The sequence below is a fragment of the Paraburkholderia dipogonis genome (assembly GCF_046027395.1).
GTDB lineage: Bacteria > Pseudomonadota > Gammaproteobacteria > Burkholderiales > Burkholderiaceae > Paraburkholderia > Paraburkholderia dipogonis_A.
Genome location: NZ_JAQQEG010000087.1, coordinates 1 through 13,539 on the forward strand (window position 1 = coordinate 1; position 13,539 = coordinate 13,539).

Here is a 13,539-nt window from a genome sequence, read left to right on the forward strand (position 1 = left end):
CGCGATCACGAACCCGACGTACGTGGTGGATGGCGGCAAGACGTTCAACAACGTGGGTGACGTGGTCACGAACATCGATGGCCGTACGACGCAGAATACGACGGACATCACGAACCTGACCAACAACATCAACAACGGTGAAATCGGTCTGGTGCAGCAGGACGCAACCTCGCGCAACATCACGGTTGCGAAGGACACCGACGGTACGGTGGTGGACTTCACCGGCACGGCGGGTTCGCGCAAGCTGACCGGCGTGTCGGCCGGTGATGTCAACGCAACGAGCGTGGACGCGGTGAACGGTTCGCAGCTGTACGCCTTGGCCAACTCGACGGCTGATGCGATGGGTGGCGGCTCGACGGTGAACCCTGATGGCTCGATCACGGCCCCGTCGTATGTCGTGGATGGCACGACCGTCAACAACGTGGGTGACGCAATCACCAACCTCGATGGTCGTGTGACGCAGAACACCACGGATATCACCAACATCAACAACACGCTGAACAACATCAGCACCGGCGGCGGCGTCAAGTACTTCCACGCCAACTCGACGCTGGCGGATTCGCAAGCAACGGGTGCGGAGTCGGTCGCGATCGGCGGAAACGCGCAGTCCCTGGCGGCGAACTCGGTTGCAATTGGTTCGAACTCGGTGGCTGACCGTGCCAACACGGTGTCGGTGGGCTCGGCGGGTAACGAACGCCAGATCACCAACGTAGCGGCCGGTACGGCGGACACGGATGCGGTGAACGTCGCGCAGTTGAAGGCGTCCGGCATCATCAACCCGAACGGAACGACCAACACGGCTGTCACTTACGACAACAACGCGGACGGTACGACCAACTACAGCAGTGTCACGATGGGTAACGGTGTTGCAGGCGGTACGACGATCCACAACGTGGCAGCAGGCACGACCGGTGATGACGCAGTCAACGTCGACCAGATGAACGCGGCGATCTCCACCGTCACGAACATCGCCAAGTCAGGCGGCAATCCGATGTTCGCAGCAGACGGCAACCGTGACACGGAAGCAGCAGTGGCAAGCGGCACGCACTCCACCGCAATGGGTGCGAACGCTAGCGCGACCGCGGCCAACTCAGTGGCACTGGGTGCGAACTCGGTGGCGGATCGTGCGAACACGGTGTCGGTGGGCTCGGCGGGCAACGAACGCCAAGTCACCAACGTCGCGGCCGGTACGGCAACGACCGACGCGGTCAACGTGGGTCAGTTGAATGACTCGATCAGCGCGGCGACCGGCCTGCCGGCTGGCACGAGCGCAAAGGACTACACCGATCAGCAGATCAACTCGGTGCAGAACAGCGTCAGCCAGGTCGCGAAGAGCGCCTACGCAGGTATCGCAGCCGCTACGGCACTGACGATGATCCCGGACGTCGATCAAGGCAAGACGATCGCGGTCGGTATCGGCGGTGGCACGTACAAGGGTGAGCAGGCTGTGGCGCTCGGCGTCTCGGCACGCATCACCGAGAACCTGAAGATGAAGGTCGGCGCGGGCACCAGCTCGAGTGGCACGACGGTGGGTTTGGGTGCTTCGTACCAGTGGTAAATGCCGTGACGGACGGAGCGTGAGCCCCGTTCGTCAGCCGGATCTGCCTTGACTTAACTGCAAGCGCGCTCTTGTCCATGGAACACGTGGCAAGGGCGCCGCTTCAATGACTGAATTCCTGAAAATGAACGCAACTCTGTTTAAATATCTCCGCGCGCCGCTGCTCGGCGCTTTTGTGACGTTCCTTGCTGCGTGTACCACGCAGTCGGGACCGACCTATACGCTTCACGCGGTTAGCACGCCGAACCAGAAAGCACCGACTTATCGGGTCAGCTGCCTGGGACTTTTCGAAAGCTCGAACAGTTGCGTGCGCGTGGCTGAGGAAACCTGTCAGGCTCAGCCTGTGACGTGGCTGGAAGCGATTGACGGCGTGCGCGACAACGCACCGGTGAAGGCTCCGCGCGAAATGACCTTCATGTGCGGAACGCAGGTTGCGCAACAGCCGGTGCCGGAACAACCGGTCCCGCAGCAGGCCGCTCCGCAGCCGCAAGCAAAACAGGTGGTGCCGCAGGTTCGCTTACTGCTGCAAGGCAACGCGAACTTCGCAACCGATAGCGCGGCGCTGAGCCCCGTTGCTAAGGAAAACCTCGACCACTTCATGATCGTCAACAAGGGCGTCGACCTGCATCGCGTGACGGTGACGGGTTATACCGACAAGACGGGTTCGGAAGCGCATAACCTGAAATTGTCCGAGGCCCGTGCCGCAGCGGTCGTGCAATATCTGCGTGACGGCGGCCTCCACGCCGACCAGTTTGTCGCGCGCGGTCTGGGCAGTGCCGATCCGGTGGCGACGAATGCAACGGCCGAAGGCCGCATGCAGAACCGCCGCGTCGATGTCCGCGTGATTGCCGAGTAACTGGCAACACGCATTGTTCGACCACAAAGGCCTGCCATCGTGCAGGCCTTTTTTTATCCGCGCCTCTTCAACCCTCGCCGTCGATCCTCAGTCGGCCGATCACCCCCTTCGCCTGTCCCAATCTTTCCACCAACTCGGGTCCACGCTTAAGCGCAACACCAACCGCCAGAATATCGCCGATCGCCAGATGCGACGTGCGCGAAGTCATCGGCGAAAACACATCGTTTTCCTCGACGACGTTCGAGAAAAGGCAGATTGACGCCACCTTGGCGAGCGGCGAACTGCCATGCGTAATCGCGATCACCTTCGCGCCGCGAGCGAGCGCCGAACGCGCAGCTTCGATGATGTCGCGAGTCCGGCCGGTATTAGATACCGCGACCACGACATCGCCAGGTCCGAGCAGCGCCGCCGACATCGAGTAAGTATGTGGATCGGAGTACGCGACGCTCGGCATGCCGAGCCGAAAAAACTTGTGCTGAATATCCTGCGCGGCAATGCCCGAGCCGCCTGCCCCGTAGAACTCGATGCGCGCCGCGTTCGCCAGCAGCTCGACGGCCGCTTCGACGCTATCTGGCGACAGGCTGTTACGCACCTCGATCAGCGTGCCGATGGTCCGGTCGAACACTTTGGCGATCAGTCCGGGCGCGCCTTCATCCGGCCGCACATCCCGATAGACGGTCGGCACGCCCGACGCAATCCCCTGCGCGAGCCGGATCTTGAACTCACGAAACCCCGAAAACCCAAGCGCATGACAAAACCGCGCGATGGTCGGCTGGCTCACGCCCGCGCGGGCGGCCACTTCCGTCATCGACAGATCGAGCACCTCGCGCGGCGCCTCGATCACATAATCGGCCAGCTTGCGCTCGGACGGGCGCAACTGATCGCGCATCTCTTCCACCTGAGACAGCATCATTGGAAAACTCGCACTATGCTGAAGAATGCGTGGACTATATCCGATTGCTGATAAGGTACAAAAACTACATTTGAGCCGGTAGGTGTAATCCCTAAGTTTTGGGCCTGACGTGCGAAAGCTACGCCGGTTGGTCGTTTCCGGCAGTCGAAGTATGCGGCAGCGCAGCACCAGAGAACATTGCGATCATGTAGTTTTTCTACTAAGATGGCGTCGTCAACTGATTCGACATTCCCGCGATACCTACCTGGCATAGTGCGCGCACGCCCGTTCTCAGCCAGCGACGAAGGAGCTCCGATGGTTTCCCCGCATTCGCAATTGTTGAAGGTCACGCAACGCGTGGTCGAGCGCAGCAAACCCACTCGTGAGGCGTACCTAGCCCGCATCCACCATGCGCAGGGCAAGTTCCCGGCGCGCGGCGCGCTCTCCTGCGCCAATCTGGCTCACGGTTTCGCCGGCCTCGAAGGCAACGACAAGCTCGTCATCAAGCAGATCCGCGAGCCGAACATCGGCATCGTGTCTTCGTACAACGAGATGCTGTCGGCCCACGCGCCGTACAAAAACTACCCCGACATCATCAAGCAGGCCGCGCGCGAAAACGGCGGTGTCGCGCAATTCGCGGGCGGCGTGCCGGCCATGTGCGACGGCGTCACGCAAGGCAATGCCGGCATGGAACTGTCGCTGTTCTCGCGCGAAGTCATCGCGATGAGCACGGCGGTCGCGCTCACGCACAACATGTTCGACGCGGCGCTGTGCCTGGGCATCTGCGACAAGATCGTGCCGGGCCTGTTGATCGGCGCGCTGCAGTTCGGCCATATTCCGACCATCTTCGTGCCGGCCGGCCCGATGGGCAGCGGCCTGTCCAACGACGATAAAGCCAAGACACGCCAACTCTTCGCGACCGGCGGGTGCGGCCGCGACGCGCTGCTCGAAGCGGAGGCCGCCGCGTATCACAGCCACGGCACCTGCACGTTCTACGGCACCGCGAACAGCAACCAGATGCTGATGGAAGTGATGGGCCTGCATCTGCCGAGTTCAGCTTTCGTGCATCCGCATACGCCGCTGCGCGACGCGCTGACCGCACAGGCCGCGCGCCGCGTGCTCGATCTGACGGTGGACCGTGGCCATTACATGCCGATCGGCCACGTGGTCGACGAGAAAGCGATCGTCAACGGCATCGTCGCGCTGCTGGCGACGGGCGGCTCGACCAACCACACGCTGCATCTGGTCGCGATTGCGCGCGCGGCGGGCATCGTGATCGATTGGGATGATTTCGACACGTTGTCGCAAGCAGTGCCTTTGCTCGCGAAGATCTACCCGAACGGCAAAGCTGACGTGAACCACTTCCACGCGGCGGGAGGCGTCGCGTTCCTGGTGCGCAATCTGCTGGAAGGCGGCTTGTTGCACGAAGACGTGAACACAGTCGTGGGCAAGGGCCTGAAGCACTACACGGAAGAGCCGAAGCTGCTCGACGGCAAGCTGCAATGGGTGCCGGGCGCGCAAACCAGCGAAGACACGGCGGTGCTGCGCGGCATCAAGGAACCGTTCCAGCCGGACGGCGGATTGCGTCTGATGAAGGGCAAGCTCGGCCGCGGCGTGATCAAGATTTCGGCCGTCGCGGCGCAGCATCGCAAGGTCAAGGCGCCGGCGATCGTGTTCGATTCGCAGGAAGCCGTGCAGGAAGCGTTCGACAAGCACGAGCTGAAGCGCGACTTCATCGCCGTCGTGCGCTTCCAGGGCGCGCGGGCAAACGGCATGCCTGAGCTGCATCGTTTGACGCCGCTGCTCGGTGTGTTGCAGGATCAAGGTTTCCATGTTGCACTGGTCACGGACGGCCGCATGTCCGGCGCATCGGGCAAAGTGCCGGCGGTGATTCATCTGTCGCCGGAAGCGTTGCTGCAAGGGCCGATCGGCAAGGTGCGCACAGGCGATATGCTGGTGATCGACGCCGAAGCCGGCGTGCTCGACATCGAAATCGACGCAGCCGAATGGGCAGCCCGGCCTAACGCCGTGCCGCAACATCAGGGCGAAAACGAAGTCGGCTTCGGCCGCGAACTGTTCGGTGTATTCCGCGCGGCGGCGGCGCCGGCGGAGCAGGGTGCGTCGGTATTCGGCGCGATGGTGGGCGAGCGCTCGGCGCATCACGGTGAAGTGGCCAAAGCTCACACCGCAAAACACAAAAGCACCACTCACGCCAGCTAAGTGCTGCAGAACAAGGAGTCTGACTATGACGTCGAAAACAGTAAGCGATATCGTGCGCCTCGGCCCGGTGATTCCGGTGCTCGCGTTCGACTCGGTCGAACAGGGTGAACACGTATCTCGCGCGCTGCACGCGGGCGGCGTGAAGGTGCTGGAAATCACCTTGCGCACCGCAGCAGGCCTCGAAGCGATCGAACGCGCCAGCCAGTTGGCCGAAGACATCGTCGTCGGTGTCGGCACGATTACGAAGCCCGAGCATTGCGCTCAGGCCAAGAAGGCGGGCGCGCAGTTCGGCGTCTCCCCTGGCCTGACGAGAGACATGCACAAGGCCGCGCAGGATGCGGGCTTGCCGCTGCTGCCGGGCGTGATGACGCCGTCGGACATCATCGCGGCGCTGGAACTCGGCTACGAGATCGTGAAGTTTTTCCCGGCGCAACAGGCGGGTGGCGTGCCGATGCTGCAAGCTTTTCACGGCCCGTTCCCGAATCTGAAGTTCTGCCCGACCGGCGGCATCACGGCGGAAACAGCCACGCACTTCCTGTCGCTGCCGAACGTGGTGTGTGTGGGCGGCTCGTGGCTCACGCCGAAAGCCGCACTCGCCGCGCAAAACTGGGACGAAGTCACGCGTCTGGCGCGTGCCGCGAGCCAGTTGGCAGCGCCTGCCCATTGAGTTGAAGCGGCCCGCACGTTAACCCGCTATCAAGGTCCGACGCAAAGGAGCCTCGTCAATACAGCCGCTCAGGCTGTCCTGGCGAGGCTCTTTTGCGATATGCGCGCGGATTTGGCGCACGTTTGCAGACAACAAACAGTAAAATTCAGCGTCCGCGCGGTCAGCCCGGTTTCAAGGCGCCGCACAGGCCGCCGTGAGACAAGGGTGCTGGCTGTGCCGCACTCACAATCAATAACGCAAAAGGAGGAGCTTCATGGAAGCTGTCCACGGCAGCACACTGCTGGTCTTCGCGGTGATCGCCATCGCATTGCTGATCCTGCTGATCACGCGCTACAAGGTTTATCCGTTCCTCGTCCTGATCATCGTGTCGCTGCTGCTGGGACTTGCATCCGGCATGCCGATGGCCACCATCGTCAAATCGTTCGAAACGGGTAACGGCAATACGCTCGGGCACATCGCCATCGTGGTCGGTCTGGGCACGATGCTCGGCAAGATGATGGCCGAATCGGGCGGCGCCGAGCGCATCGCGACTACGTTGATCAACTTCTTTGGCGAGAAGAACATCCACTGGGCGATGATGATCGTGGCGATCATCGTCGGCTTGCCGGTGTTCTTCGAAGTCGGTTTCGTGTTGCTGATTCCGATCGCGTTCAACGTGGCGAAGCGCACCAACAAGTCGCTGCTGCTGGTCGGCTTGCCGATGGTCGCGGGTCTGTCCGTCGTGCACGGGCTGCTTCCGCCACATCCGGCCGCGATGCTCGCGGTGCAGGCGTATCACGCGGATATCGGCAGGACCATCGCCTATGGGCTGATCGTCGGTGTGCCGACCGCTATCGTCGCCGGTCCGTTGTTCGCGTTGATGATCAGCCGCTATATCAAGCTGCCGAAAGACAATGCGCTCGCCGCGCAATTTCTCGGTCACGGTGACGACGCCAAAAACGGCGTGCAAAACGGAGCACCTAAGCGCGAACTACCGAGCTTCGGCATCACGCTGCTCACGATCCTGCTGCCGGTGATTTTGATGCTGGTCGGAAGCTGGGCCGATCTCTTCACCACGCCGAAGACCTTGCCGAACGATCTGCTGCACTTCGCCGGCAACTCGGACGTCGCGCTGCTGATCGCGGTGCTGGTGAGCTTCTGGACTTTCGGTGCGAGCCGCGGTTTCACTCGCGAGCAGATCCAGAAATTCTGCGGCGACTGTCTTGCGCCGATTGCGGGCATCACGCTGATCGTCGGCGCGGGCGGCGGGTTCGGGCGCGTGCTGATGGACAGCGGCATTTCGAAGGAAATCGTCAATGTGGCGACGGCGATGCATCTGTCGCCGCTGTTGTTCGGCTGGCTGGTGGCCGCATTGATTCGTCTGGCTACGGGTTCGGCGACGGTCGCCATGACCACGGCGTGCGGCATCGTCGCACCGATCGCTTCGGCGAGCGGCGTGCATGTCGAGCCGGAACTGCTGGTGCTCGCCACTGGCTCGGGCTCGCTGATCTTCTCGCACGTGAACGACGGCGGTTTCTGGCTGATCAAGGAATACTTCGGTATGACGGTGGGGCAGACCTTCAAGACATGGTCGCTCCTCGAAACCATCATTTCACTGATGGGCTTGGGTTTGACCTTCGCACTCGCGGCGGTCGTGTAAGGAGTTTTTGATGATTCTGATCGCAATGGGCGTGTCGGGCGCCGGCAAGACGAGAATTGGCGAAATGCTGGCGGAGCGCCTGCACTGCGCGTTCACCGACGGCGACGCGTTTCACAGCGCCGCCAACAAGGAGAAAATGCACCACGGCATTCCGCTCACCGACGAAGACCGTTGGCCGTGGCTGCAAACCATCCGCGTGGCGATTGTCGAGAAACAGAAGGCGGGCGAGGCGGCGGTGTTCACGTGCTCGTCGCTGAAACGCTCGTATCGCGACGTTTTGCGCGATGGCGACCGGGACGTGTGCTTCGTGTATCTGAAGGGCTCGCGTGAAGTGCTGGAGGAGCGTCTGACCACGCGCACCGGCCATTTCTTCGATCCGTCGCTGCTGCAAAGCCAGCTCGATACGCTCGAAGAGCCTGGCGCGGACGAAGCGATCACGGTGAGCATCGAGTTGTCGCCGGAAGAGATCGTCGTCGAAGTGCTCAGGCAGGTTGAAGCGCGTAAGTGAGTTTGCTTCGTCGCTGCAAATAAAAAACCGCTCCAAGGAGCGGTTTTTTTACACCTCGAGTCACGAGGCGATGCACGGCTCAAGCTGGTTAAGCGATCCGCTTGGCCAGTTCAACCGCCTTGCCGATATACGAAGCCGGCGTCATCGCGAGCAAGCGATCTTTCGCGTCCTGCGGAATCGCAAGGCCATTGACGAACGTTTGCAGCGCTTCACGCGTGATGCCCTTGCCGCGGGTCAGTTCCTTCAACTGCTCGTACGGATTTTCGATGCCGTAACGGCGCATCACCGTTTGCACCGGCTCGGCCAGCACTTCCCAGCAGTTGTCGAGGTCTTCGTTCAGGCGCTGTGCATTCACTTCGAGCTTGTCCAGGCCGCGGATCAGCGAGTCGTACGCGAGCAGCGAGTAACCGAACGCGACGCCGATATTGCGCAGCACCGTCGAATCGGTCAGGTCGCGCTGCCAGCGCGAGACCGGCAGCTTGTCGGCGAGATGGCGCAGCGTGGCGTTCGCGAGGCCGAGGTTGCCTTCGGAGTTTTCGAAGTCGATCGGATTGACCTTGTGCGGCATGGTCGACGAACCGATTTCACCGGCCTTGGTGCGTTGCTTGAAGTAACCGACCGAGATGTAGCCCCACACGTCGCGGTCCAGGTCCAGCAGGATCGTGTTCGCACGCGAAACCGCGTCGAACAGTTCGGCCATGTAGTCGTGCGGTTCGATCTGAATCGTGTACGGATTGAACGTGAGCTTCAGACGCTGTTCGACCACTTCGCGCGAGAACGCTTCCCAGTCGAACTCCGGATACGCGGACAGATGCGCGTTGAAGTTGCCGACCGCGCCGTTCATCTTGCCGAGCAGTTCGACCTTGGCGATACGGTCGATTGCGCGTTCCAGGCGTGCCGCAACGTTGGCGAGTTCCTTGCCGAGCGTGGTCGGGCTGGCCGGCTGGCCGTGCGTGCGCGACAGCATCGGCTGTTCGGCGTGCGCGTGAGCCAGTGCGACGAGGCGCTGATGCACCGAGCGCAGCGCCGGCAGAATCACGTGTTCACGGGCGCCCGCCAGCATCAGGCCGTGCGACGTGTTGTTGATGTCTTCCGACGTGCAGGCGAAGTGGATGAACTCGCTCGCGCGCTCCAGTTCTGCCTGACCCTTCACGGATTCCTTCAGCCAGTATTCGACCGCCTTCACGTCGTGATTCGTCACACGTTCGATTTCCTTGATGCGCGCGGCGTCGTGCGCGGTGAAGCGCTCGGCCAGTTGCAGCAGGAATTGTTCGGACGCTTCGGAAAAGCGCGGCACTTCGGCGAAACCGGCGCGCGAGAGCGCGATCAGCCAATGGATTTCGACCGTCACGCGATTGCGCATGAAAGCGGCTTCCGAGAGCCAGTCGCGCAGGGCTTCGGTTTTCGAGGCGTAGCGGCCGTCGAGCGGGGAGAGCGCGTTCAGCGCGAAGAGGGTGTCGGGGCGGGTGTCGGACATGATGGCGGCGTGGCGCAAGGGTGAAAACGCGGAGGAAACTGCGGGAACCGCGAATTTTACCACCGGACGCCGATTGGCCTGATTTCGACGCGGCGCCGCGCGGTGCCGGCATAACGCCCGTGCAGCGGCTAGTCCGGATAGCCTTCGTAGCCGGGAAACAGGGCGGGCAGCGTGAACGACGGCATCGAGTAGCGCGAGAAGCAGCGCGAGGTGGACGCGGGATGGACCAGATGCAGGCAACTCGCCGGCGGATCGTCCACTGCAATCACGTTGCGGCCTGCTTCGACCACCCGCCGGATGAAGCTTTCGTCGTCGTACAGATCGACATCGTCGAAGGTGGAGATTGCGGCGCGGGCCTTGTCGTAGACATACGAGAAACCATAGAAGAGGATGAAATCCGCGCCGATCTGCATTTTCTCGTGGAATTCGATATGGTTGACCGAACGGCCGCTCAATTCGTAGTGCAGGCCTACCTTGGCATTCAGGTCCATGTAGCCGAAGAATCGCGTGTGCGGCGCATACATGAAGAAGCCCGACAGCTTGATCAGATCCGCGCGGTTCTCCTGCATCGTCTTGACCATGTGCGCGAGGTAATGCGGCGCGTAGTGGTCGTCGTCGTCGAAATGGGCGATCACCGAGCCGCGCGATTCGGCGATCAGCGCGTTGCGCTTGGCGCCGATCGACATGCGCGTGGCGGAATGAAAGTAGCGGATGCGTGCATCCTGCAAAGCCAGCGCTTGCATATAAGCGCTCGGCTCGGGGCTGTCATCGAGGATCAGCCATTCCCAGTCGACCTGCTGGCGAAGCACGCAACGCGTGATGGCGGGCAGGAAGCGCTCGCGGTTGGCCGTCGGCGTGATGATGGAGACGAGTGGGGACATGGCGGGGTCTCGCGCGCGAAGTTGCGCGTTGTCGAAGACGAGTGGTGGAGGGTGCCGCGTGTCGGCCGCGGCGTCGTGAGCGGAGCAAGATAGCGGCTCGCCGCTGCCCGGCGCCATCGGCGCAATCCGATTTCGCATGGGCGGGCTATCGCGCGTTCTGGCGTACCGCCGCGACGACCCGTTTCACGACACCCACTAGAATGCTGACTTCCTCTCTCCCGTCGGCAGCAGGCCCCGCATGGAACTGAAATGGCTCGAAGACTTCGTTTCGCTCGCGGAAACGCGTAGTTTCAGCCGCTCGGCTGAATTGCGCCACGTCACGCAGCCGGCGTTCTCGCGGCGGATTCAGGCGCTCGAGGCATGGCTCGGCACGGAACTGATCGACCGCTCGGTCTATCCGACGCGACTCACGGCGGCCGGTCAGGTGTTCAACGAGCAGGCGCTTGCGATGCTGTCGCAGTTCCACGAAGCCCGTGCGCTGCTGCGTGGCCATACGGCGACGCCGCAGGCCACCATCGAATTCGCCGTGCCGCATACGCTTTCGCTGACCTACTTTCCCCGCTGGCTGCAGCGGATCGAAGCCCATCTGGGTCCGATCCACACGCGGCTGCGAGCCCTGAACGTGCACGACGCGGCGTTATCGCTGGTGGAAGGCGGCTGCGATCTGATGATGGGTTATCACCATCCCAGCCATCCGGTCGCGCTCGATCCGGGCCGCTACGACATGCTGACGCTCGGCAACGAGCCGATCAGTCCATTCTCGGCGCCGGGCCGCGCCGGCCGTCCGCGTTACACGTTGCCGGGTACGGGCGATGCACCCACGCCCTACCTGTCCTACACGCCGAACGCCTATCTAGGACGCATGACCGAAGTGATCCTGGCCAACGCGCCGGAGCGCTTGTATCTCGACCGGCTCTACGAAACCGACATGGCGGAAGGACTCAAGGCGATGGCGCTGGCCGGGCACGGCATCGCCTTCCTGCCGCACAGCGCGGTCGAAGACGCGGTCGCCGACGGCAAGTTGATCCGTCTCGACCGCGCGACACGTGGCACGCCGGAAGGCCAGCTCACGCTGACCATGGAGATTCGTCTCTATCGCGACAAGCTCGCGGCGAAGAGCGACGATGCGCGACAGATACTCGTGCGTCAGTTGTGGGACGTGGTGTCGGAGGAACTGGCGCACGGTACGGCCTGAAATCCTGCTTCCCTACGACGCGAATTTGCGGCTTCTTGATGGTTATGCAAAAAAAACATAATCGGATAAGGAAACGGCATTGGATTTCAAAACGGCGTTTTTCGACAATGCTGTTACTCGATCAACGCCGGAGCGTTCATGTCATCCCAGCAACAGGCAGCACAAGTCGCACAATCCGCATCAACGTTGCAGTCGGTTCCTTCCTACCTGAATAAAGACGATCTCGGCCCGTGGGGCAACTACCTGCGTCAGGTCGATCGCGTCGCGCCATATCTCGGCTCCCTGTCCCGCTGGCTCGAAACCCTGAAGCGCCCGAAGCGCATTCTGGTCGTCGACGTGCCTATCGAACTCGATAACGGCACGGTCGCTCACTTCGAAGGCTATCGCGTGCAGCACAACGTGTCGCGCGGCCCGGGCAAGGGCGGTGTGCGTTACCACCAGGATGTGACGTTGTCGGAAGTGATGGCCTTGTCGGCGTGGATGTCGGTGAAGAACGCTGCGGTGAACGTGCCGTACGGCGGCGCGAAGGGCGGCATCCGTGTCGACCCGCGCACCCTGTCGCGTGGTGAGCTGGAGCGCGTGACCCGCCGCTACACCAGCGAAATCGGCATCATCATCGGACCGAATACCGACATTCCCGCGCCGGACGTGAACACGAACGAGCAGATCATGGCGTGGATGATGGACACGTACTCGATGAACCAGGGCCAGACGGCCACGGGCGTCGTGACGGGCAAGCCGATCACGCTGGGCGGTTCGCTCGGCCGCCGCGAAGCGACCGGCCGTGGCGTGTTCGTGGTGGCCTCCGAAGCCGCGCGCCGTATCGGTGTCGACATCGAAGGCGCACGCATTGCGGTTCAAGGTTTCGGCAACGTGGGCGGTATCGCGGCGCGTCTGTTCCAGGAAGCGGGTTCGAAGCTGGTCGCGGTGCAGGATCACACCGGCTCGCTGTACAAGTCGACCGGTATCGACGCCGTCGCGTTGCTCGAACACGTGGCCAAGACGGGCGGCGTGGGTGGTTTCCCTGAGGCCGACGCCGTCACGAACGAAGAATTCTGGAACGTCGAATCGGACATCCTGATTCCGGCGGCGCTGGAAAACCAGATCACCGAAAAGAACGCCGGCAAGATCAAGACGAAGATCGTCGTGGAAGGCGCGAACGGCCCGACCACCACGGCGGCGGACGACATCCTGCACGATCGCGGCATCCTCGTGATTCCGGACGTGGTGGCCAATGCCGGCGGCGTGACCGTCTCGTACTTCGAATGGGTGCAGGACTTCTCGAGCTTTTTCTGGACGGAAGACGAGATCAACCAGCGCCTCGAGCGTGTGATGCGTGAAGCATTCGCCGCGGTGTGGCAGGTGTCGAGCGAGCAGAAGGTGTCCGTGCGGACCGCGGCGTTTATCGTCGCGTGTAAGCGGATCCTGGAAGCGCGCGAACTGCGCGGCCTGTATCCCTGATCTTTCCGCTTCTTTCCGCTTCTTTTCCGCTTCAAGCGGCGGTTCCGTAACCCGCGGAGCCACCGCCAATCCTTGCTTCAACGCGGTCCACGAGACGGCGTGTTCGACCCGGGGGGGGGGGGGGGGGGGGGGGGGGGGGGGGGGGGGGGGGGGGGGGGGGGGGGGGGGGGGGGGGGGGGCGGGCG

At 62.5% G+C, this 13,539-nt stretch carries 11 protein-coding genes; 8 read left to right on the forward strand and 3 right to left on the reverse strand.

The genetic code is table 11. The annotated features are described in order from the left end of the window. Both PQR32_RS41380 and PQR32_RS41385 read left to right on the forward strand, forming a co-directional pair. The coding region (locus tag PQR32_RS41380) for a YadA family autotransporter adhesin (RefSeq protein WP_408241448.1) at positions 1 to 1,558 on the forward strand (1,558 nt) is incomplete at its 5' end. A 124-nt stretch (positions 1,559 to 1,682) separates the two neighbouring features. Further along, positions 1,683 to 2,414, forward strand: coding sequence for an OmpA family protein (locus PQR32_RS41385; protein WP_408241451.1), 732 nt, complete (start codon positions 1,683 to 1,685; stop codon positions 2,412 to 2,414). A 67-nt stretch (positions 2,415 to 2,481) separates the two neighbouring features. Here PQR32_RS41385 and PQR32_RS41390 read toward each other — a convergent pair whose 3' ends face one another. Beyond that, complete coding sequence (locus PQR32_RS41390) at positions 2,482 to 3,327, reverse strand: MurR/RpiR family transcriptional regulator (RefSeq protein ID WP_408241454.1); 846 nt, start codon at positions 3,325 to 3,327, stop codon at positions 2,482 to 2,484. A 294-nt stretch (positions 3,328 to 3,621) separates the two neighbouring features. Here PQR32_RS41390 and edd point away from each other — a divergent pair, with 294 nt between their 5' ends. The 4 genes from edd to PQR32_RS41410 all read left to right on the forward strand — a co-directional run bounded on the left by edd (position 3,622) and on the right by PQR32_RS41410 (position 8,340). Next, positions 3,622 to 5,526 carry a phosphogluconate dehydratase gene (gene edd / locus PQR32_RS41395; RefSeq protein ID WP_408241457.1) on the forward strand — a complete coding sequence of 635 codons (1,905 nt, stop codon included), beginning with the start codon at positions 3,622 to 3,624 and terminating at the stop codon, positions 5,524 to 5,526. 25 nt (positions 5,527 to 5,551) lie between these two features. Beyond that, positions 5,552 to 6,193: a bifunctional 4-hydroxy-2-oxoglutarate aldolase/2-dehydro-3-deoxy-phosphogluconate aldolase gene (gene eda / locus PQR32_RS41400; RefSeq protein ID WP_106284003.1), complete on the forward strand. Its 642-nt coding sequence runs from the start codon at positions 5,552 to 5,554 to the stop codon at positions 6,191 to 6,193. 253 nt (positions 6,194 to 6,446) lie between these two features. Beyond that, entirely contained in the window at positions 6,447 to 7,832 is a 1,386-nt protein-coding gene (locus PQR32_RS41405; RefSeq protein ID WP_408241460.1) for a GntT/GntP/DsdX family permease, read from the forward strand. A gap of 10 nt (positions 7,833 to 7,842) precedes the next feature. Next, positions 7,843 to 8,340 (forward strand): gluconokinase, encoded by a 498-nt coding sequence (locus PQR32_RS41410; RefSeq protein ID WP_408241463.1) that lies wholly within the window; start codon positions 7,843 to 7,845, stop codon positions 8,338 to 8,340. Between the two features lie 88 nt (positions 8,341 to 8,428). Here PQR32_RS41410 and purB read toward each other — a convergent pair whose 3' ends face one another. Further along, positions 8,429 to 9,817: an adenylosuccinate lyase gene (purB, locus tag PQR32_RS41415; RefSeq protein WP_310813928.1), complete on the reverse strand. Its 1,389-nt coding sequence runs from the start codon at positions 9,815 to 9,817 to the stop codon at positions 8,429 to 8,431. Between the two features lie 128 nt (positions 9,818 to 9,945). After that, a complete protein-coding gene (locus PQR32_RS41420; RefSeq protein WP_408241466.1) occupies positions 9,946 to 10,698 on the reverse strand; it encodes a glycosyltransferase family 2 protein in 753 nt (250 codons plus the stop codon). 238 nt (positions 10,699 to 10,936) lie between these two features. Here PQR32_RS41420 and PQR32_RS41425 point away from each other — a divergent pair, with 238 nt between their 5' ends. Both PQR32_RS41425 and PQR32_RS41430 read left to right on the forward strand, forming a co-directional pair. Continuing rightward, a complete protein-coding gene (locus PQR32_RS41425) occupies positions 10,937 to 11,893 on the forward strand; it encodes a LysR family transcriptional regulator (RefSeq protein WP_408241469.1) in 957 nt (318 codons plus the stop codon). A 138-nt stretch (positions 11,894 to 12,031) separates the two neighbouring features. Next, positions 12,032 to 13,354, forward strand: coding sequence for a Glu/Leu/Phe/Val family dehydrogenase (locus tag PQR32_RS41430; protein ID WP_408241472.1), 1,323 nt, complete (start codon positions 12,032 to 12,034; stop codon positions 13,352 to 13,354). Positions 13,355 to 13,539: the final 185 nt, after the last annotated feature.

Coding starts and splice junctions, on each gene's coding strand:
- PQR32_RS41385 (WP_408241451.1), top strand. CDS start 1,683: ATGAACGCAACTCTGTTTAAATATCTCCGCGCGCCGCTGCTCGGCGCT.
- PQR32_RS41390 (WP_408241454.1), bottom strand. CDS start 3,327: ATGATGCTGTCTCAGGTGGAAGAGATGCGCGATCAGTTGCGCCCGTCC.
- edd (WP_408241457.1), top strand. CDS start 3,622: ATGGTTTCCCCGCATTCGCAATTGTTGAAGGTCACGCAACGCGTGGTC.
- eda (WP_106284003.1), top strand. CDS start 5,552: ATGACGTCGAAAACAGTAAGCGATATCGTGCGCCTCGGCCCGGTGATT.
- PQR32_RS41405 (WP_408241460.1), top strand. CDS start 6,447: ATGGAAGCTGTCCACGGCAGCACACTGCTGGTCTTCGCGGTGATCGCC.
- PQR32_RS41410 (WP_408241463.1), top strand. CDS start 7,843: ATGATTCTGATCGCAATGGGCGTGTCGGGCGCCGGCAAGACGAGAATT.
- purB (WP_310813928.1), bottom strand. CDS start 9,817: ATGTCCGACACCCGCCCCGACACCCTCTTCGCGCTGAACGCGCTCTCC.
- PQR32_RS41420 (WP_408241466.1), bottom strand. CDS start 10,698: ATGTCCCCACTCGTCTCCATCATCACGCCGACGGCCAACCGCGAGCGC.
- PQR32_RS41425 (WP_408241469.1), top strand. CDS start 10,937: ATGGAACTGAAATGGCTCGAAGACTTCGTTTCGCTCGCGGAAACGCGT.
- PQR32_RS41430 (WP_408241472.1), top strand. CDS start 12,032: ATGTCATCCCAGCAACAGGCAGCACAAGTCGCACAATCCGCATCAACG.